Below are 18,859 nucleotides of genomic sequence, written 5' to 3'. Positions count from 1 at the left end.
GCATGGACTCAGGAGTAATTGGCTTGGTTGATGGGCATTTCGAAGAGCCAGAGTCGTTCATAAGAAGTAGGGAAGATGGAAAATTCGAATTAAATAGAGCCCTTGACATTCGAAAACCCCTTAGAGGTCCAGATGGTACAACGGCTTACCAAGGGTACGCTGCTATCCAGAGAGTAGAAGAGGTCGATTCATTTGAGTTTTCTAATGAAGAGATCATATCCACAGAAGAGCGCTCAAAAAACACCTACTATACGGAGTTTGTAGTCGTTCCCGATTCATTTGCTATTATCAGTAGTGGTTCTGGCGAGTTCTTCTTCGATCTCTTAAATGAACAGACGGGTGCTACTATTGAACGTGCAAATTTCGATCTTTATTCCTTCTTGAACGAGCATACTGACGCCAATCAGTGGCAGGCTGGTTTTTATGGAAATGAAGGACAGGCTAAAAAAGGGACCGTGTACGGAGAGAACGTTCTTGACGATGGTGATGTCGGTGAAGTATTGGCGCACTCAAAACTCAACCAGCTAGGTTTGGAATATGACTATGAAGACTTTACAACCAAAATGACTGTAACTGAAAGTGGATATCTTGACTTGTATCAACCCTCTAACCTTGAGACAGAGCAATTTCTACAATATATATCTGATGAGATCCTACACCATTCGTCTGAATTTTAATCGCGGTTAAATTCGTCTAAGGTCCGGCTCAATTCCTTCATTTCAACTCGGTATCCTCCTGAATTGGTCTCTTCGTAGTATATTACCGGTACATCTGTCTCGTTGTACATTGCTGGCCCCTCGTCATGTTTTGCTGACCGCAAAGCGATCGGTTGTTCCCCTAAATACCCACTGATTCCCTCGGCCATTTCTTCTGGGTTGGCAAGTCTCGAACCAACTTGCAACTCATTACCAAGTTTTGGAATAATCACCTCTCGTGCGTCGAAACCCATGTATGATTTGTAGAGAATGAGGTCCTCAACCCACTGTTCAACCATCCCATATGTAATTAGGTCGACCGCTTCGCGCATGTTCTCGACCATATCGTGAGTTTTCTTCGCCGCACGCTGAACCTTTACCTCGCCATTATATCGCTCGTCATAATAGTCAACCCAATCCTCAAAGGTCCCGTCAGGGTATTCCGCTTCAAATTCTTTGAGAATTTCGTCAAGTGACCCAACAGACCCACGACTTGTTGCCTGTGCTGTATGGCAAGCGAGGTTCATAATTTTCGTCGTGTATCTTGGATACTCGAGTTCTTGTCCGACTGCGATCCGTCGCCGCTCGTCCTTTGAGATTTGAAGGTCATTAGCCATAGATGAAAATAATGTCATAAGATTATAGTTCTATGGTAAGAGAGTTTCCAGCTCGCACTACAGCTAGTATCATTACATATTTGCTGCTCCCGTTATCGTCATCTCTCGAGAGAATTGTTTTGTATCATCGCCTTCTATTCCCTTTAGATAGCTAACCTTCCCACGTTCTCGTTGAATCGCTTCGGGTGAGAACTCACCGAGATAGTGACGTCGGAACGTTTCCCAGTCCTCCCAGCCGCCCCAGTCCATCACAACTGACGGGAGTACACCTTGCTCAAGCAAATTCGTCCCCCACGTTCGCCGTAGATCGTGGACATCGAGAAACGACCAACCTCGATCTCCAGTTTTGGCCTGGAGCCGTTCGGCAGCCCGACGCACCCAGCGATACACCGTCTTGTCGGCGACATCGACGATTGACTCTCCTGGTTCGATCCCGGCCGCGTCGGTGTGCGCGTCAATGTAAGTCACTAGCCGATCAGAAACCGGCGGCTCGCGATAATGCTCTTGTTTCGCAACGTCCTCCCATACGCGCAGATGCGTCCCGGTCGGCGTGTCGACGATGTCAGCGGGCGTTATCTGGACGATTTCGCAGCGGCGTAGTCCACATCGTCCAGCAAGTAAGAAAGCGATCGTTTGCTTGGTGTTCTTCGCTTGGTCGATAACGGACTCGAGTTCATCGTTGCCCAACCATACTCGCTTGCCCTCGCGATGAGGGTACGGCTTGAGTCTCATTTGGTGTCCTCGATTCACAGTTTTGTCCCTACAGAACATGAAGGACCAGGATATCAGTACGGAAACTACGCCGAATTTCGCTCAAGATGCCCTCGAATCAGGGCTTCGCGGACATCCTTGCGCCCTAAAGACCGGGTTCGCGGACAGCAGTCAGAGAAATATCTAACCACAAAATAATTGCCTTTATTCAACCATCACGGTGGCGAGGCGGACTGCCATTTCGTTGGCGATTTTAACATACAGCCATCATACCGATTGGTCTTGTTCGAGCCCGATGGTTCTATTTCTATATCAAATACGATATCGCTCTGGAAGATTTTGAGGAGTTCTGGTTCATGATTGGTGCTATTGATATTCCCGTGGTTTCCGACAGCAGTTATCTCAATGTCACTTGAAAAAGACAGTTCTTTGCTTTCTTCAACGATCACTCTAATCTGATCACCGTTTCGCGTCGAGTACCGATTCATGTCTTAATCTTCCAGAAGAGTAGTAATAAGAGTTGGACGTGATTCTATACCGATTCCGAATCCTACCGTTAGTCAATGTCCTCGAGGACAGGCTTCTCGGACATACCTAACTAGCCCATCCAGTTCGCAGATGAAACAGGAGAGGTCTTAACTCGATTCTGCTGAGTCTTCTTTCGGCTCTTCAAGAGGAAGATGACGCTTGTGTACAACTGCAAGCTTGGCGTCGCTATCCTGAGCGGTCTGTATTCGGCTAAGGATTTTGCGTGCTGTATCAAGTTCATCTGGCTCTTTGAATTCATCACCTTCCGACTCTGCTCGTGTTTCGCAGTAATTGATATAGAGATCGAAATGATAGCCAATACCAGTAGTGGTCCAGACAGCATCTTTCGGACCAGTGAGATGCTCTTGCCACGATTCGAGAATCTCGCTGACTTCACTGCGGCGCTCTTCAGGAGATGGCAAGTCTTCACCGATATCACCAATTGTGTCTTCGACAATCTCTTCGAAGTCTTCCCGACTCAACAGCGACGCATTCTCCCAACCGTCTGGCGTTTTACTTTCTATCTCCAAGAGATGTGTGAGGTCATTGAGTTCCTGACGGGTAACAACGATTGGGTACCCAGGTCCGTATGTATGGAGCGGGAAGCGTTCTTCACGCTGTGGCTGTACATCTTCAACAGTATTACCCGTTGATAAGAGGAGATCTCGAATCCAACCCATTACACTGGGTGATGTATGCGAATTACATCAATCTTCCGTAGTAATCAGTTATCAATACTATACTAGAAAGCCACTTATTGATCTACTGAACGGCCCTCTCTCTATATTTGCCATATTTCGGCTTCCGCAAGGCGTGTCAGTACTGCGAACGCCGCTACGACGGCTGTTCGATTACGTATCTTTATTTATTCTGTGGTTGAACATTGTCCTATGGGTAGACGAGATGGTTACCAGCCCAATTTTGAAGCTGAAGAACTCCCTGTCTGGTATATTAATACCGAAGGAACGATCGCATACCACCTATACCCAGATTGTGGACATACGAAAGAGCATTCTGACCGTGAACTCTCTCAAAGATCGATTCCATTCCAATCCGAGGATGTCGATTCTTTAGAAGAATGGAAAAAGAAGGTGGAGGGTGGCCGTCATATGTGTAGTCACTGTTTGAGCAGGTTTGAAGATGACTGGTTCAAACAGGTTATTTAACAATGGATCTAGTTTACTCCTGAAAACTACGAATCGTGTTGGACTTGTGTCTGCGGATAGTCGCTCGGTTCGATCACTGCTACCTCCCACGTTCCCGTATCCGTCTGGGTCACTCGAACAGGCTGATATTTTACGTTCCCATTCTCATCAACCAATCCAAGCGCCCGAAGTTCGCTTTTCGGGAGCACGACTCCGCCCGACGTACGACCAACTTGTGTCAACTGATGGATCGGCATTGCTACGTTTTTAACTAGCGCTGAATCTGTTTAAACATTGGTCTCGCCAGTACGAGACTATGATATTCCAGACTGCTATATACTTTCTCGAGTCCCTCCTGATATGGGTTCTACTGACCCGCCACCTGACAACAGCAAAGCTATCGACGAGGTGTATCACGACCGGAATTTGCTCGCGATTGCGTTCGCGAGAGCAATCTGTCTCACCTGGGGATCGGACACCGCAGGCTGGTACTGGCACAAGGACTGGCCGGTAATCTGGGTTGACACGCCAGCGGGACAGAAGTCCTGGCACGTTACGCCCGATCTCGAGAATGTCCTCGAGCGGTCGTCACTCCAGCAGATCGACCCAGCAGGAGGCTACGACGGCCACGACCGGACCCTGAAGAACTGCCGATTCGCCCGCTCCATCACTGGTTCCTACTGATGGCGGAGCGTATCGAGTTCGGGTCGAAAGCCGCAGCCGATAGCTTCCGCGAGGAACACGTGGCACACCTCTGCAGCGACGACGACCGCCGACTCAAGACGGTCGCGATTGTGACAGACTACCTGTGGCTAATAAAAATATGTCCTCGAGGACGGGGTTCGCGGACAGGGTCAATCGTCCCGAAGATTCGTGACCTGCATTTTGTCTTCGAGCACGCCGGTCTGAAAATCAGAGTCAGCGACGACGAGTTGGTCACCGGTTGTGCGTGCTGTTGCAGCGATCATGAGATCACGGGCAGCCATCCGTTCACCGTCGACAAGCAGTTCGTCTTGGAGTCGCGCGGCTTCGAGTGCGATTTGCTCATTGAACTCGAGTGCGCGAACGCCGCCAAAACGCTGTCGTTCCGTTCGTACGTCCGTCGCACCACGACCGAGTGTGCCGTCGAGAACCTCGTAGACACAGATTGACGAGGTAAGATATGGTGTGCCTCGAGATTCGACGTCGGTAACGGTCTCGTCAACACCCTCGAGCATGTCGTTGACATCCTCCTCCGCGTTCACGCGGAGGAATCCCGACCGCGTTTGGGATATTAGGGTTTGCAGTCTACCACTTGTGCCTGCGGTTGGAATCCGCTGGACAAGTCATGAAGGTAGACTCCGGGCTGTGCCAACCAGCCGGTACTCCTATCCTCACCCAAACTGGGTGCAGACTCGGAGTTACTTCGGTTCAACTCGAGACGAATGTTCTCCGCCCCGTTCACATCAGCGTTGAACGCCGCGTCACACTCTTCACACACGTACAGTCCGCGTTCGACACGCTGACTGTCGTCTTCTCTACCGCACACACAACACGTCTTGCTCGTGTCTCGCTCGGACACTTCTACGACTTCGATACCCTCAACCTTCGCCTTGTAGGTGAGAATCGACGTGAAGCGGTCGAACGCCCACCCGTGCAAGTCGAGGTTCCCGTGGCGACCCCAGTTCTTCGACTCGCCATTTTCGTCCTCTCTGATACCAGCGAGTTTCCCGATATTGATGCGACAGACGCCTTTCTCGACGCATCGTTCGACGATGTGTTTCGCTAAGGAGTGGAAGAAGTGCGTGCGGCGCTCCGACCACTTGTGATGGAGTCGCGTGGCCCGTTCACCACTGCTGTCGTCACAGTTAGCGATTTCTTTCGGGAAGTAGTACCCGTCCTGTTTCAGGCGATTGCCGGGGTACAGGTCGGCTTCCTCGGTACTGTACGCGACGGCGGCGAAGTTACAGATTCCGAGGTCGATGCCTGCCGTCTCATTGCCGGGTGCAGTAGGCGTTTCAACTTCGTCTTTGCAGACGAGGTGCAATTCCCATCGACCCTTCGCTCTGTCGTAGACAGCACGAACCTGTTGCAGGTTTTCGACCGTCACACCGGGACGTGTTTCGTATTCGACAAGGATGTATTCCCATGCTTTTGGGTGTTCCTTGTGATTCGCTCCCTTCGAAAGGCGGACGCGGTTGTTCTTGGTATCGTGTCGAATGCCGTTCTGTTTCCACGTTACCGTGCTACGCGGGTGTTCTTCGTGGACACGACGGCCCTGTTGGTCGTAGTAGTTTTTCTTGCGGTAGCCGGGTGGATTCGCTCGGCTGTCTGACTTCCTCTTGCCGTACCACGAGTTGAAGGCTTCAGCGAGTTCCTCCAGAACGCGCTGACTGGACTGTGAGTGTAGTCCCTTGTATTTGGTGTGAGTCTTCAACTCATCTTTGAGGTCGCCGTGGTCGGGAATCTCCCCCGTGTCCTCCCAGACTTCTCGGGAGTGGTAGTTCGCAACGTTCCACAATTTGCTGGCACTCCACCCGTGACGGTCAAGCGAGTCCTCTACCTGTGCGTGGTTGAGGATGTTCGCTCGGTGAGTTCGGTGGAGTTCCAGCATCGTGAAACGCCTGTATAATCACTTATACTCGCGTTTATTGTAAAAATTCGGATTGAGATCGGAGGAATATCCCGCGATGCTGTTCTTGGTAGTTGGCGTCATCAAGTGACGGCGCGTATCCACAGCGTGAACGCCGTGGTATTGCGCCTGCTCCGCATATAATAACCGATGAGTCGAGAAACGTCATCGCTCGAAACTTTCACGTGATCGACCGATAGCGTCACGAGCCCGTGCAGCGGTGTCGGAATCCCACGACCCGATTGCAATTGGCTCTTCGTCGTCCGCTAATCGCTCGAGCAACTCGTCGAAACTCTCGTCGTCCTGCTTGAGACGATCGAGTTTTGCTTTCGTCTCTTCGGAGACACGGATTGACGTGCCCATATGTATGCAGAGTGTATGCAGAATCTAAGCCTTTTCGACGAATTCTCCCGCTACGATGTGAATACGAGGCGGCTGTCTCACAGCACTACTCGCCAGCCAACTCGTCGTAGATAGTACGGTGACGATCCAGATCTCGTTTCACGATGAACCGAAGCATATGCTCGCGAATCTCATCGGCCGTCACGTCCTCGAGTCTGGTGGTGTCTGACCTACTTCTCACAGGTTGCGCCTTTATTTTCAGGCGTCGTTCGGATCGAAAGCCGTAGTCGATAGCTTCCGCGAGGAACGCGAGACACACCTGTGCAGCGACGACGACCGCCGACTCAAGACGGTCGCGATCTCCTCGAGCGCTCCCGACTGGGTGCTCGAGGATACCACCATCGAGGCAGCAGCAGGACGGGACGAACGCGGGAGTCGCAGTGGCCAAGCAAAACTGACTGACCACGAGAGAGCGTCAATCGACTTCTCTCGCACGTCAGTCCCCCACGTCAGCTATGTGAAGGTTTGCCCCCCATCACTGCTCATCGCGACTACTCTTGTTCTCGAGCCCGCTCAGCCGCTTCTCTCGCAGCCTCGATCTTTTCCTCCAACTTCTTCAGCACAGTGTATTTGAACTCGTCGGGCATCTGTCCGTAGCTGATATCCATGGTCACCATCGCGTCACAGTCGTCGACGATCTCGGGTGCCCAGCTCCCCTGTGCGAGTTTCGACGTCTCGGTGACGATCGCCTCGCCGTCTTCGACGTCGATGAACGCCGTGACGGTGTTCCAGATGTTGGGATTGGTCGTCGTCGCCTCGTCGAACAGCCCCTCGAGTCGCGACTCCTTGATCGGTTCGTCGGCCACTTCCTCGCGCAGGTCCTCGAGCGCGTCGGCTAAGGACTCGTACTCCGCGGCGGGACGCTCGGAATCGTCGAGGATCATCGGGACCACCTCGAGTCGGTGTTGAGACGCATGTTGGGAGCACGTAGGGACCGAACCACTAAGTCTCCCGTCCTTCGTCGGCCCAGGTCACTCGGCGACTGCGAACCCGAGATCACAGTATCGATGTACAGTGGCTGAAGCGGTCGCGTCGCTGTCGCTCGAGAGACGACCGGACGGAGAGCCGGTATCGAGATCGATACTCGAGTCGACGCTACTCGGCACTCGCTCCGGAGCCTGTTTCCCCTCCCTCGTCGTCGACCGCGACGAACGTACTCGCGCCACACGAACAGTCTTGCTGTCCGATGAGTCGAATGGTCCCATCGGGCCACTCTCGTGCGGCGTAAACCGAACCACAGTCCTCACACGCGGCGAGAACCCGCGTGACGTCGTCTTTGTGCGCCATCCCCACGATATGAAGAGGTGAATCGCTGGAATGAAACTTTCTACTCGAAAAACCGTCAGGTGAAAAAGAGAAATCCTTACCAGGACTGTTGTCTAATCCGATATGTTCGATACCACCACTGGAAGTTCGAAGACGCCGAATCAAATAGTATACTTGTCAGTACAACATCTTTGCCACGTTTGGGTTATAATCAGCGATCGGTGAAAATACTGGCTTCCATCGAAAAACGGTCGGCTGTCTCAGTATCCGTTCGAAGACGTATCGCAGTACACGACGTTCGTTAGCGGGGTCACGATACGCTCCCTGATATAATGTTTCGAGCCACCGGATCGGTCAATATCGCCGTACTCGAGCGAACGATCCGTTTCTGTTAGATTTAGTGACATCCTATTTAATAGCGGTCCCCTCGACGCCCAATCCGTAGCGATGATCGACCAGTTTGGGGGTCGTGTGCGGGCGGTGCACCGGGATTCGGGGAGTGTAACCTATCACACCGGCACACGACGGGGACAGCGGTGGCGAGAAATACGGGTCGAGACCGCCACCGATTCGTTCGGATTCGGAGATGTGCGCTCGACGTACGGTCCCGGTCGCGGCCGACACGGGAGCCGACCGACGCAGACGTGGGATCGTGCGGGGAGCGTAGCCGGACCGACGAACGCGACGCGAACGCAGATCCAGACCAACCGATGATCAACTACGATTCGAAGCGAGACAGACCGACGGACTCACAGCCGGATGCGATTATCGTCGACGTCGTCGAGGCGTTGGCCGAAGCCGACCGACTCGAGCTAGAGGAGGTCGAGTACACCCTCTACGAGTACATCAATCCGATGGTCCTGACGGAGTTAGCCAACCACGATACCGGCACGTGGACGTTCCGGTTCGAGATCGCCGACCACGAGGTGACGGTGACGAGCGATGGCCGGCTGTTCGTCGACGGCATCCTCTGTCGGGATGACCTGCTATTAGAACGGTCGTCGACCTGCGCCTACAGGTAACGCGGAAATCGAACCCATACCACGACCGAGAGTCTCGATTCGATGCCCGATGAGGACACCGAACGTTGGCCGTGAGTCTCAACTGCGTAACTGCGGGCGTTCGTTGTCGATCGGAACGCACTGATACCGTTTACGTCCTTGACACCGTTCGGCACGCGTCTCGATCACCGGCAGACGTTCTGGGACTCACGGCCAACGTTCGGTGTGACGAGAGCACCCACAAAGCACGTGCTAACGTTTGTCTCGAGCGTCCGTCGCAAAGGGCCGGCGCTTCCGGCGTATTCGCTACGGAGTGACCGCCGTCGCGAGGAGAACCGCCGCGAGGGCGCCCGCGGTGGACGCTATTCTATTCCGCCTCGATTGCTCCCCGTCTCGCTCACAGCAGCAGCGAGATGATCGCGAGCACGAGGAAGATCAGTACGAGCCACTTTGCGATGGACATGGACATGCCTGCGACGCCGCCCGCGCCGAGTGCGCCGGCGATGATCGCGATCACGAAGAACAACAGTGCGAGTTCTAACATACCTCTACGTAGGTCAGTTCGATGGAAATGAATTCGGCCTGAATACGCCATAGATGCGTTCCCGTATCGGTGATATCGTCGCGTCAGTCGACGTCGAGACGGTCCGTATCTCGGTTTTCGAACTTGTTCCGTCTCGCTCGCGCTGAAGCAGCGTTCATCCCGACAGTGAACACTGGCTAGTCCAGCATAACCCGTGGTTCGGACGAGAACGGGATCAAAAATAGAAGCGATCGCCACCAGGGTATAACCGATAGACAGTCGCCGCCATCCCGTCGAAACGCCGGTCGGAACTCCGTCGACGGTGGCCGCTACTCGTTGAGATGCGAGCGATAGCCTTTCGGTTCGAACCCTCGCCGACAGATGACGCGCTTGCGGCCGACGGTGATCGCGCTGACCTGGCCGTCGTCTTCCATGCTGCTGATGACTTCCTCGAGGTGCTCGTCCGACCAGCCGGTCTCGTTGCGAACCGTCGACCGATCGACGCGACCGCCGCGCTTGACGAGCAGTCTGAGAATCTTGTCCTCGTCGGGGAGGTCCCGTTCGTCGACGCCGTACTCGATCTCCTCGGCGTAACTCAGTGTTTCGTCGTCCGTCTCGTCCGATTCGTCTGTCGTCGCGTCGCCGTTCGCCGTCTCGTCGGTCGCATCGGTCGACCAGAGCGACGAGAGGCGGGTCCAGAGTGTATTGAATACCATTGTCGATCACCCGTTTCGGTACCGAACGCCGCTCCAACGCGCATCGTTAGTGTATTGTTGTTTCATTTGTTACCTATCCCTGTCGCTGCTCGTTACGGTATGACTATCGTAATACCGCCGTCGCCGAATAGCGACGGCCTTGCGACCCGCAAGTCGGTTATCACTTCAACGACTCGACACACTTGGTGTGTGTGCACAGTGCTCATAGGCGATCACGCACCCGACGAACGATCTCGTCGACGTCGTACGTCTCCTCGTGCTTCTCGAAAACGAGTTCGTCGTCGACACGGACGGCGAAGACCCCGTTCGCGCCCGTCGCAAGCGTCACCGCCTCGAGTTGCTCGCCGAAAGTCGACAGAAGCGCATGCTGGAGGTTCTCGGCTCGTCCGAGGAACCCACAGGGGACGCAGTATTCGATCTCGACGCTCGTCATAGGAGACGATTCACCATCCCGATACAAATCAGTTCGGTAGCCAGTGCATTCTCGCCGCTGGCGTATCAGTCCCGATTGTGACTATGATCCAATAAATTATTACTCCGGTAGGTTTCCGGTCTCGAGATAGGCCTCCGCGAGCGCGCTGAGCGCCTCGTGGTGGTTCGTCGAGTGCGGCGCGGTGAGCGGTGAGACGCTGATTCGTCCCTCGACGACGGCTCGCCGGTCCGTTCCGTCGGGGTCGGGAAGCGTCTCGGGATCCATCCGCTCCCAGATGCGGTCTCGCATGTGGACGCGCGTGCCGTCGCGTTCGGCGTCCATTTCGTAGCGTTTCGAGGGCTTGGTGATCTCGATCGGTGCAGGATCGCCGTTGGCGACCGGGACGTTCACGTTGAGGTAGGCGGCGTGGTCGAAGACGCCGGCCTCGAGTGCGTTGTCGACCAGGTACGACGTCACGCGGGTCGCTTCGGCGTACTCCTCGGGACCGAGCTCGATCTCGGACAGCGGCGTGTCCGAGACTGGGACGTACATCGACGTCGCGATGGCGGGGACGTCGAAGAACGCGGCCTCGACTGCGGCGCTGATCGTCCCCGAACGACCGAGGACGTACTCGCCCAGATTCGCGCCCTTGTTACAGCCCGCGACGACGATATCCGGATCAGGACCGAGTTCGGCCAGCCCGGCGACGACGCAGTCGGCGGGGGTGCCGTAGACGGCGTATCCGAGGTCGCGCTCTTCGACGTCGACTTCGTGTGACATCGAGCGGCCGCAGGCGCTCTGGTCAGTTGCCGGAGCGACGACGGTCACGTTGGCGTGTTCGGCGAGGGCGTCGTGTAGCGCCCTGATACCGGTACTCTGGATCCCGTCGTCGTTGGTCAACAGGATCTCGAGGGGATCGCTCATAGCTGTCGGGTCGGAGGCCGGCGCGAAAAGCCCACCGCTTCGGCGGATCGGGAGCGCACTACTCGTCGAGTCGAGGTGATTCGTGGACCAAAAAGCGGTGCGAACCGACCTCAGCCGATGCGATCCACGATCGTCTCCTCGTCGACGACCAGGTTGTACGCCCCTTCGTCGTCGTTCCAGAGCGCGAGGATCTGTTCGAACGAGCAGATCTCGCCGTAGTCGGCCTCGAGTAACGGCCGATTGAGCGAGGTTTCACCGGTGAGGACGGCGTAGTGGTCGATCGACTCGCTCCCGTCGCTGATCTTGAACAGCGGATTCGAACGGCCCGAATCGTTACCGTATCCGCCGTCGCCGTCACTGCCGCCGCTCAGCGAGCGACTGAGTTTCGCCGCGACGAGATCGATCCGATTCGTCACATGTCGGTCCATGTCGGTCATGCGCGCCCAGTCGCTGGCCTCGAGCGAGACGTTCATCCGTCGCTGCCCGTCGAGGCGCAACAGCGAGTAGGAGAACTGGACGTCGACGTTGACGAACTCGCCCGGTGCGTGCTCCTCGTCGTGTTCGGGCGTCGCCTCGTCGAACTTTCGCTGGAAGGAGGGGACCTCGAGATCGGGTCTGGCGTCGAACGACCAGCCGCGGTCCGTCGGCCGCGCGCCCGACCAGAGCCGAACGGTGGGGCCGTAGACGGTGACCCGTCCGTGCCGGCCGGCGTCGTCGCGATCCGCTGTGTCGTCGCTCCCGTCGATGTTGTCGCCGTCGTCGACATCCCCATCGGACTCGCTCCCGCCGACCCCCATCTCTTCGGGCGTCCACAGGCGCTCGTCCTCGAGTTCCCGCTCGATCTCGCGTAACTGGATGCTCGTGTTCTTGTCCGCGGGGGACATCGCGAGCAGCGTCCCGTCGGGGGCGAGCAACTCGAGTGCAGAGCGCGCGACGGCGACGGGCTCTTCGAGTTCGCTCAGCACGTTCGCGGCGATCACGAGGTCGAACCCGTCGTCGGGCGCCGTCGGATCGAAGCCGCTGGCGGTTCCGTCGGCACTGCTCGCGTTGTCGTCTAGGCCGTCGTCGGCACCGCCGGTTTCGCCGTCGGCGCCGTTCGCGATGACGTTCGGATCGAACGCTTCCACCGTCGTCCGGTGAATCGTCGAGTGAACGTTCCGCCCGGTCTCTTCGAGCAGTTCCTCGAGGACGTCCGCGGCTGCGCTGGGCTCGATCGCGTGGTACTCGACCAAGGCGTCGTCGGGGAGGTAGTCACACAGCCCCAGTGCGGGGCCGCCGACGCCCGCGCCGATGTCGAGCACGCGGAGATTGCGACCCAACAGCCCGCTTTCGGCGAGATCGTCGAGCGCGTACTGCACCGCGGCGTAGTAGCCCGGCAAGTGGTAGATCGCGTAGCCCGCCGCGACGTCGTCGTCGTACTCGACGTGCTGGCGCTCGAGGTAGCGGGCTTTGAACCGTCGAACCGTCGATCGCAGGAGGTCGCCGGTGGCGTCCTCGTGCCAGTCGACGCCGTAGCGATCGACCAGGAAATCCTCGAGTCGGCGTTCGTAGGAGGCGGGAAACCGCTCGACGGGACCCCGGTTCGGTCGAACCGGCTCGTCGTCGACGGGAACGAAGGTGCCGTCGTCGCTCTCGAGCAGTCCGAGATCAGGGGCTTCCTCTCGGAGGAGTTGGCGAACGACGGCCGGGTGGGGACTCCCGTCGATGTAGTCACAGATTTCTTCGGGATCGATCGGTCTGACGTTGCGAAGATACTTGGCGTTCGAGCGGACGGCCTCGCGTTGGTCGGTCATTTGGGTGTCTCGTTGGTCGCGTCGTCGGTCGTCTCGCTCCGAGCCGCCGCCTCATCGGCGGGAGGATCGGGCTGCCACTGGCTGGCGGCCTCGCGGTACAGCGACTCGAGTTCCTCGGCGTCGGCGTCGGCGACGGTCGCGGCCGCGTCGGCGACGGCGTCGGCGCCGTCGAACGTCTGCTGGATATCCGCGTAGACCCGCGGGGTTCCCTCGGTGAACTGTTCGGTCAGCGTTCGCAGCCCCTCGTATATCGGCGTCTCGAACCCGTCCGGCACCGAGTCGGCGGCGAGAGCGAAGGAGAGGACGGCAGCGTGGGTCGTCGCCTGGACCGTCTCCATCGCGTCGTCGTGTTCCGTCGCCGTCGTCTCGATGAGATCGTTGCCGCCCGCGTCGAGGGTCTCGAGGAGCCCCTCGATCGTCGGCCCGGACTCGTCGCGAACGACCGCGATCGAACCGGGAGCCCGTTCGGGCGCGAACAGCGGGTGCAGACTCGCTCGCTCGAGTTCCGGTGCGTGTTCGGCCATCGTCTCGAGCGGCGGCCCCATCACGCCCGAGACGTCGAGGATCGCCCGCTCCGCTCGGTGGGCGTGGTCGGCGATCGCGTCGACGACGTGGGTCATCGGCACCGCGAGACAGACGACGTCGTAGCTGTCCGGTCCCTCGAGCGCCGTCGTCTCGGCGTCACCTCCCACCCGTTCGGCTGCGGCGGCCGCGGCGTCGGCGTCCACGTCGGCGAACGTCACGGTGGCGTCCGTGGCGCGGCCGAACCACGTCCCCATCGCGCCCGCGCCGACGATCAGTACGTCCATCGCTCGCTCCTACCGCCCGGCATCGCAAAAGCCGTTCGATCGATTCGCTCGAGTGACTGTCCGCACAGCGGGTCGGTCATCGGTTCGACGCGGCAGTGGGCCCGACCTCGGTTCGGGACTGGCGAGGAGTCGGCCCGATCACCGGGTTGATACCGACGTGAGATCGGCTCGAGCGTCGAGTCAGTGAGTCGTCGGCAGTGTGTCAACACTACCCAAGCTCTAAATCCAAGGTCGTCGTACCGACCCTATGGGAGCGATGGAGCGACCGGCGTTTTCCTCGGACGCACGCAAACGGCTCTACGAGTACGTCGAACGAAACGGGACCGTCAAGCGACACAAGCTACTGGACGTCGTGTCGCTCCCCTCCGAGGAGTTTCGGGAACACCTCGAGGGACTGAAATCGGACGGCTATCTCCAAGAGGAGGACGGAACGCTCGAGATTGCCCTCGAGTTCGGCGCGGTCACGGAGTACGAGACCGACGACTGCACGTTCCTCGTCCGCCCCGGCAGGCAGGCCGATTTCGACGGGCTCATCGACACGATTCGGGACGTGACCGCCGCGGAGACGTACGTCGTCGCGGAGACCATCGCGGAGGAACTGCTCTACGAGGACGCCGTCAGTCGCCACAACAGCGTCAGCTCTCGGATGTTCTTCGTCGCGACGGTCGACGGCGACGTCGTCGGCTGGACGCACCTCGATCTGCCCCAGATCGAGCACGCCCAGGGCACGGCCCAACAGACGGTCGGCGTCCGCGAGGAGTACCGGGGTCACGGCATCGGTACCAAACTGCTCGCCCGCGGCGTCGAGTGGGCCGAAGCCAACGGCTTCCGGAAGGTGTACAACAGCGTGCCGATCACCAACGAGCGCGCGCTCGAGTTCCTCACCGTCCACGGCTGGGACACCGAGGCAATTCGGCGGGATCACTACGAAATCGACGGCGAGTGCGTCGATGAGGTGATGATGGCCTACGAACTGTAACTGCGGACGCTCGGCAAGTGGTCGCGAGTTCGGGGTCGCTGTAGGCCCGCAATACATACCCGAGGCGCCCGGAGTACCGGTATGACCACGATCGGTATCGTCGGTGCCGGTGCGGCAGCCGCAGCCGCGGCGTACGCCCTCGAGGACGAACTCAGCGATTCCGAGATTACGGTCCTCGAGAAGTCCCGCGGCCTCTGCGGGCGCGCGGCGACCCGCCGCCGGGACGACGTGATCTACGACTACGGCGCGAACTACGTCAAATCGGACGACGAGCGCGTCGTCGAGTTGCTCACGGAGACGCTCGACACCGACGGACTGGTCGACGTTACTGATCCCGTCTGGACCTTCGACGGCGCGGGCGAGGTATCGGAGGGTCGGGACGCGGACGAGCACAAGTGGACCTACGAGACGGGGCTGACCCAGCTCGCGAAGCGACTCTTCTCGCGGACCGACGCGACGGTTCACCGCGAGACGCGCGTGGAGACGCTGCGTCAGGACGGTGAAGACGATGGAAGCGACGTCTGGCGGCTCGAGGATGTGGACGGAAAGCGTTGGGGGCCGTTCGACGCAATTCTCCTGAACCCGCCCGCGCCGCAGACGGCCGAGTTGCTGCGGACGGCGGCGTGGGACGACGAAATCCGCGACGAACTCGCCGACGCTATCGACGGCGTTTCGTATCGAACGATCTGGACCGGCGTCTTTCATTACCCGTTCGAACTCGAACGGCCGTACTACGCGCTAGTCAACACGGACAAGGAACACGAAATCGGCTGGATCTCACGGGAGGAGTGCAAATCCGGCCACGTCCCCGAGGGCGAGTCGCTGCTGATCGTGCAGGCGAGTCCCGAGTGGTCCGCCGATCGGTACGACGAAGAGCCGGCGGCGAATCTCGAGGCGCTCGCCGAGCTGACTGCGGCCGTCGTCGAGGACGAGCGTCTGCTCGAGCCCGATTGGACGGACCACCAGGGCTGGCGCTACGCGCTGCCGGAGGATGGCGTCGACCGCGACCCCCTTCGACGCGCCGAGGAGTCGGGCTTGTACTGTCTCGGCGACTGGGTCGCCGGCGAGGGCCGGTTACACGCCGCGTTACGGAGTGGGCTCGAGGTCGGCGAACGTGTCCAGATCGGCGAGTAGAATCGCGGCTCGAGTCGACAGCGCTCCTACAACAGTCCGAGACCGCGTGCGAGCCAGAGGTACGTCCCGAAGAAGCCGAGGTAGAACGCAACCGTGAGAAGCGGCGCCAGCGCCCACTGTCCGGAGGCATCACCGTGTGGGTAGCCGCGGGCGATCGTTCCGACGGCGTCGACGATGAGGTAGAGCCCGGTTATCACGAGCGACCAGTAGACGAGCAGCGACGCAGCCGTTGTAAAGGGGTCAGTACCGCTTCCGAGTGCAACGATCGTCATCGCGACGACGACCAGCCACTCGAGGACGTGCCCGCCGGCGACGAACCGATACTGCTGGTGTACGTCGGTCGTGTGAGCTGTGAGGTGGTCGAGATAGCGGTCGAACGTCGACGGGCTCACGGGCGTTCCATCGCCGTCGACGAGCGCGACGTGCGGCGGGATCGACAGCAAACCGAGTCGCAGTCGGTCGCGCGGAATCCCGATCGACAGCCCTGCGAGGTAGTGTCCGATCTCGTGGACGGCAAACAGGACACCGATCGCGAGGGCGTTGATCGCGATCGTCGTTGCGAGGTCGATCATCGTCTCGGTCTGATTTTCGTTTTTCCTGTCAATATTTAAAAGGTAGCCGTTCGATACGATCGGCTCGAGTCGGGCGTCGCGAACGCCGTATCGATAGGCATGTGTACGGTGTAATATCACGTCGTCGTCCGCGATGGACTCGAGGTCGGAGAACGCCTCTGAATCGGGAGAGTCGTGCTGAAGACAGAGCGGGTATTCGACGGCGGAACATCGATCCGAACCGTTCGCTCGCCGAGATCGGTGCCACGAGGTGCGTCACCGATCGGTAGGCAGTTGTTCCGAATCCTCGCGTTCCTTTTGCAGCAGTACGTTCCGGATATTTGCTTGCCGATGCAGCCCGTGTGATGAAACGAACTCGAGGCGCACGCTCAGATGGAGGTCACAATGGCATCACCACAACGACGACCGGACTCCTCGAGTCTCGCCGAAGTGCTTGACCGCATCCTCGACAAGGGCGTCGTCATCGACGTCTGGGCGCGCGTCTCCGTCGTCGGGATCGAGCTCCTGACGATCGAAGCCCGCGTCGTCATCGCTTCGGTCGACACCTTCCTCCACTACGCGGAGGAGATCGCGAAGATCGAGCAAGCGACGGCGGAGGGCGACTTAGAAGAGCTGGAAGAGCTCGAGGTCGAACCGCGGGCGGAATCGTCGCCCAAGTCGGCGGCCGAGTGACGCTCGATCGACCGGTTCGTCACTCACGGCTCGGCTCAACCCGCCGGACTTTCACTCGTTTTTCGGCTCGAGTCCCACGCGATAGTCGGTCAGGTTCTCGTACCCGTCCTCGGTGACGACCACCAGATCCTCGATTCGTACCCCACCCACCTCGGGATCGTAGATGCCGGGTTCGATCGAGATCACGTGGCCGGCCTCGAGTTCGCCGCCGGACGGCGAGACGCTGGGCTGTTCGTGGATGTCCAGCCCGACGCCGTGGCCCGTGCTGTGGATGAAGCCGGTGTCGGTGCTCGGATCGCTGCGGAGGGTCTCGTAGCCGGCGTCCTCGATGACGTCGCAGGCGACGCCGTGGACGTCGGCCCCCGTGACGCCGGCCTCGACGGCCTCGAGGGCGGCCTCGTAGGCTTCCTCGGTAATGTCGTACCGCCGCCGAGCCTCCTCGCCCGGGTCGCCGCGAGCGAAGGTGCGGGTCATGTCCGCGAAGTAGCCCGTCTCCTTGTCCCGCGGGAAGATGTCGATCACGATCAGTTCGTCGGCCGCGAGGGGACCGCTACCGCGGTTGTGCGGGTCCGCGCCGTCGGCCCCGCAGGCGACGATCGTGTCGTCGAGACCGCAGCCGTGGCGAAGCAGGGTGATCTCGATCTCCGTTTTGACCCGTTCGCTCGTGAGCGCCTCGCCGTCGCGGACGAGCGTGCCGTCGTCGGCGATATCCGCGCTCGCGAGCAACTCCTCGGCGGTCGCCATCGCGGCCTCGTTGGCGTTCTGGGTCGCGTCGATCTGTGCGAGTTCCCACTCGTGTTTCGTCGCTCGGATCTCCTCGACGATCCCCTCTGGTTCGACCGTGACCTCGAGGCCGCGCGCTCGCAACCCGTCCGCGGTTCCGGTCGGGAAGTTCCGGGGCACGGCCAGCGAGTCGACGTCGTGATCGTCCAGAAACGCCTCGAGCAGTCGGCTCTTGGCCTCGTAGGAGCCGTGTTCGTCGACGAGTTGCTGGTAGTCGTAGTCGGCTCGACGCGTCACCGAATCGGCGCTGGCTTCCTTGCTCGCGCGGCCGTACTCGAGCCCCGAGACGAGCAGGTGAACGCCCTCGGGCGTGACGAGCGTCTGGTACGGATCCGGCGCGGTGAAGCCGGAGACGTACCGGTGGTCGGAGTCCGACGCGTCGTCGTCGATCATATAGCCGTCAGCGCCGTTCGCCTCGAGCGATTCCCGGAGGGGGGCGAGGTCGACCTCGAGTTCCATACGTCGGAGTGTGGCCGGGGAGCACATAATATCGCGGATCGCGGTCGATACCGAGCGATCGCGACTGGGTCGGATCCACAGACTTATGATTTGACGACAGTCATCCA

General features: G+C 58.9%; 24 protein-coding genes. 7 read left to right on the top strand and 17 right to left on the bottom strand.

The window, feature by feature from the left end; genetic code table 11:
• Nucleotides 1–2 precede the first annotated feature (2 nt).
• Entirely contained in the window at nucleotides 3–677 is a 675-nt protein-coding gene (locus tag ACSFDB_RS01900; RefSeq protein WP_440769353.1) for a hypothetical protein, read from the top strand.
• On the opposite strand, the gene ACSFDB_RS01895 is transcribed toward ACSFDB_RS01900, so the two are convergent.
• The 4 genes from ACSFDB_RS01895 to ACSFDB_RS01880 all read right to left on the bottom strand — a co-directional run bounded on the left by ACSFDB_RS01895 (nucleotide 674) and on the right by ACSFDB_RS01880 (nucleotide 3,231).
• The gene (locus tag ACSFDB_RS01895) at nucleotides 674–1,312 is read right to left on the bottom strand and encodes an MjaI family restriction endonuclease (protein ID WP_440769352.1); all 639 of its coding nucleotides are present in this window, start codon (nucleotides 1,310–1,312) and stop codon (nucleotides 674–676) included. The genes ACSFDB_RS01900 and ACSFDB_RS01895 overlap by 4 nt on opposite strands.
• A gap of 72 nt (nucleotides 1,313–1,384) precedes the next feature.
• On the bottom strand, nucleotides 1,385–2,044 hold the full coding sequence (locus ACSFDB_RS01890) for a site-specific integrase (protein ID WP_440769351.1): 660 nt from the start codon (nucleotides 2,042–2,044) through the stop codon (nucleotides 1,385–1,387).
• Between the two features lie 194 nt (nucleotides 2,045–2,238).
• Nucleotides 2,239–2,472, bottom strand: a complete 234-nt coding sequence (locus ACSFDB_RS01885) for a hypothetical protein (RefSeq protein ID WP_440769350.1) — start codon at nucleotides 2,470–2,472, stop codon at nucleotides 2,239–2,241.
• 186 nt (nucleotides 2,473–2,658) lie between these two features.
• Entirely contained in the window at nucleotides 2,659–3,231 is a 573-nt protein-coding gene (locus tag ACSFDB_RS01880; RefSeq protein ID WP_440769349.1) for a hypothetical protein, read from the bottom strand.
• Nucleotides 3,232–3,441: 210 nt separating this feature from the next.
• Here ACSFDB_RS01880 and ACSFDB_RS01875 point away from each other — a divergent pair, with 210 nt between their 5' ends.
• A complete protein-coding gene (locus tag ACSFDB_RS01875) occupies nucleotides 3,442–3,717 on the top strand; it encodes a hypothetical protein (RefSeq protein ID WP_440769348.1) in 276 nt (91 codons plus the stop codon).
• Between the two features lie 26 nt (nucleotides 3,718–3,743).
• Here the strand turns inward: ACSFDB_RS01875 and ACSFDB_RS21015 are convergent, their stop codons facing one another.
• Nucleotides 3,744–3,953 carry a DUF8053 family protein gene (locus tag ACSFDB_RS21015; RefSeq protein WP_502260879.1) on the bottom strand — a complete coding sequence of 70 codons (210 nt, stop codon included), beginning with the start codon at nucleotides 3,951–3,953 and terminating at the stop codon, nucleotides 3,744–3,746.
• Nucleotides 3,954–4,056: 103 nt separating this feature from the next.
• Between ACSFDB_RS21015 and ACSFDB_RS01870 the strand changes: the two genes are divergently transcribed.
• The gene (locus ACSFDB_RS01870; RefSeq protein ID WP_440769347.1) at nucleotides 4,057–4,380 is read left to right on the top strand and encodes a WDGH domain-containing protein; all 324 of its coding nucleotides are present in this window, start codon (nucleotides 4,057–4,059) and stop codon (nucleotides 4,378–4,380) included.
• A gap of 170 nt (nucleotides 4,381–4,550) precedes the next feature.
• Here ACSFDB_RS01870 and ACSFDB_RS01865 read toward each other — a convergent pair whose 3' ends face one another.
• The 4 genes from ACSFDB_RS01865 to ACSFDB_RS01850 all read right to left on the bottom strand — a co-directional run bounded on the left by ACSFDB_RS01865 (nucleotide 4,551) and on the right by ACSFDB_RS01850 (nucleotide 7,593).
• Nucleotides 4,551–4,913 carry a PIN domain-containing protein gene (locus tag ACSFDB_RS01865; RefSeq protein ID WP_440770168.1) on the bottom strand — a complete coding sequence of 121 codons (363 nt, stop codon included), beginning with the start codon at nucleotides 4,911–4,913 and terminating at the stop codon, nucleotides 4,551–4,553.
• A 56-nt stretch (nucleotides 4,914–4,969) separates the two neighbouring features.
• The gene (locus tag ACSFDB_RS01860) at nucleotides 4,970–6,289 is read right to left on the bottom strand and encodes an RNA-guided endonuclease InsQ/TnpB family protein (protein ID WP_440769346.1); all 1,320 of its coding nucleotides are present in this window, start codon (nucleotides 6,287–6,289) and stop codon (nucleotides 4,970–4,972) included.
• Nucleotides 6,290–6,472: 183 nt separating this feature from the next.
• Nucleotides 6,473–6,670, bottom strand: a complete 198-nt coding sequence (locus ACSFDB_RS01855; protein ID WP_440769345.1) for a DUF7557 family protein — start codon at nucleotides 6,668–6,670, stop codon at nucleotides 6,473–6,475.
• A 530-nt stretch (nucleotides 6,671–7,200) separates the two neighbouring features.
• A complete protein-coding gene (locus ACSFDB_RS01850; protein WP_440769344.1) occupies nucleotides 7,201–7,593 on the bottom strand; it encodes a hypothetical protein in 393 nt (130 codons plus the stop codon).
• Between the two features lie 1,092 nt (nucleotides 7,594–8,685).
• Here ACSFDB_RS01850 and ACSFDB_RS01845 point away from each other — a divergent pair.
• Nucleotides 8,686–8,997, top strand: a complete 312-nt coding sequence (locus ACSFDB_RS01845) for a HalOD1 output domain-containing protein (RefSeq protein WP_440769343.1) — start codon at nucleotides 8,686–8,688, stop codon at nucleotides 8,995–8,997.
• A 376-nt stretch (nucleotides 8,998–9,373) separates the two neighbouring features.
• On the opposite strand, the gene ACSFDB_RS01840 is transcribed toward ACSFDB_RS01845, so the two are convergent.
• The 6 genes from ACSFDB_RS01840 to ACSFDB_RS01815 all read right to left on the bottom strand — a co-directional run bounded on the left by ACSFDB_RS01840 (nucleotide 9,374) and on the right by ACSFDB_RS01815 (nucleotide 14,153).
• A complete protein-coding gene (locus tag ACSFDB_RS01840; protein ID WP_090304030.1) occupies nucleotides 9,374–9,520 on the bottom strand; it encodes a DUF1328 family protein in 147 nt (48 codons plus the stop codon).
• Between the two features lie 308 nt (nucleotides 9,521–9,828).
• Nucleotides 9,829–10,215, bottom strand: coding sequence for a helix-turn-helix transcriptional regulator (locus ACSFDB_RS01835; RefSeq protein WP_440769342.1), 387 nt, complete (start codon nucleotides 10,213–10,215; stop codon nucleotides 9,829–9,831).
• A gap of 202 nt (nucleotides 10,216–10,417) precedes the next feature.
• A complete protein-coding gene (locus ACSFDB_RS01830; protein WP_440769341.1) occupies nucleotides 10,418–10,648 on the bottom strand; it encodes an Rdx family protein in 231 nt (76 codons plus the stop codon).
• 99 nt (nucleotides 10,649–10,747) lie between these two features.
• Complete coding sequence (surE, locus tag ACSFDB_RS01825; protein WP_440769340.1) at nucleotides 10,748–11,551, bottom strand: 5'/3'-nucleotidase SurE; 804 nt, start codon at nucleotides 11,549–11,551, stop codon at nucleotides 10,748–10,750.
• Nucleotides 11,552–11,661: 110 nt separating this feature from the next.
• Nucleotides 11,662–13,344: a small ribosomal subunit Rsm22 family protein gene (locus ACSFDB_RS01820; RefSeq protein WP_440769339.1), complete on the bottom strand. Its 1,683-nt coding sequence runs from the start codon at nucleotides 13,342–13,344 to the stop codon at nucleotides 11,662–11,664.
• Nucleotides 13,341–14,153: a prephenate dehydrogenase/arogenate dehydrogenase family protein gene (locus ACSFDB_RS01815; RefSeq protein ID WP_440769338.1), complete on the bottom strand. Its 813-nt coding sequence runs from the start codon at nucleotides 14,151–14,153 to the stop codon at nucleotides 13,341–13,343. Before ACSFDB_RS01815 ends, ACSFDB_RS01820 begins: the two co-directional genes overlap by 4 nt.
• Nucleotides 14,154–14,400: 247 nt before the next feature.
• Between ACSFDB_RS01815 and ACSFDB_RS01810 the strand changes: the two genes are divergently transcribed.
• Nucleotides 14,401–15,132 (top strand): GNAT family N-acetyltransferase, encoded by a 732-nt coding sequence (locus tag ACSFDB_RS01810; protein ID WP_440769337.1) that lies wholly within the window; start codon nucleotides 14,401–14,403, stop codon nucleotides 15,130–15,132.
• Between the two features lie 81 nt (nucleotides 15,133–15,213).
• Nucleotides 15,214–16,266 carry an NAD(P)/FAD-dependent oxidoreductase gene (locus ACSFDB_RS01805; RefSeq protein WP_440769336.1) on the top strand — a complete coding sequence of 351 codons (1,053 nt, stop codon included), beginning with the start codon at nucleotides 15,214–15,216 and terminating at the stop codon, nucleotides 16,264–16,266.
• 26 nt (nucleotides 16,267–16,292) lie between these two features.
• Here ACSFDB_RS01805 and ACSFDB_RS01800 read toward each other — a convergent pair whose 3' ends face one another.
• Entirely contained in the window at nucleotides 16,293–16,838 is a 546-nt protein-coding gene (locus ACSFDB_RS01800) for a hypothetical protein (RefSeq protein WP_440769335.1), read from the bottom strand.
• Nucleotides 16,839–17,222: 384 nt separating this feature from the next.
• Here ACSFDB_RS01800 and gvpA point away from each other — a divergent pair, with 384 nt between their 5' ends.
• Complete coding sequence (gene gvpA / locus ACSFDB_RS01795) at nucleotides 17,223–17,510, top strand: gas vesicle protein GvpA (RefSeq protein WP_440769334.1); 288 nt, start codon at nucleotides 17,223–17,225, stop codon at nucleotides 17,508–17,510.
• A gap of 51 nt (nucleotides 17,511–17,561) precedes the next feature.
• On the opposite strand, the gene ACSFDB_RS01790 is transcribed toward gvpA, so the two are convergent.
• Nucleotides 17,562–18,752, bottom strand: coding sequence for a M24 family metallopeptidase (locus ACSFDB_RS01790; RefSeq protein ID WP_440769333.1), 1,191 nt, complete (start codon nucleotides 18,750–18,752; stop codon nucleotides 17,562–17,564).
• Between the last annotated feature and the right edge of the window lie 107 nt (nucleotides 18,753–18,859).

The sequence above is a fragment of the Natronorubrum amylolyticum genome, assembly GCF_052040145.1.
Taxonomy (GTDB): domain Archaea; phylum Halobacteriota; class Halobacteria; order Halobacteriales; family Natrialbaceae; genus Natronorubrum.
This window is presented reverse-complemented; position numbering and strand designations above follow the sequence as displayed.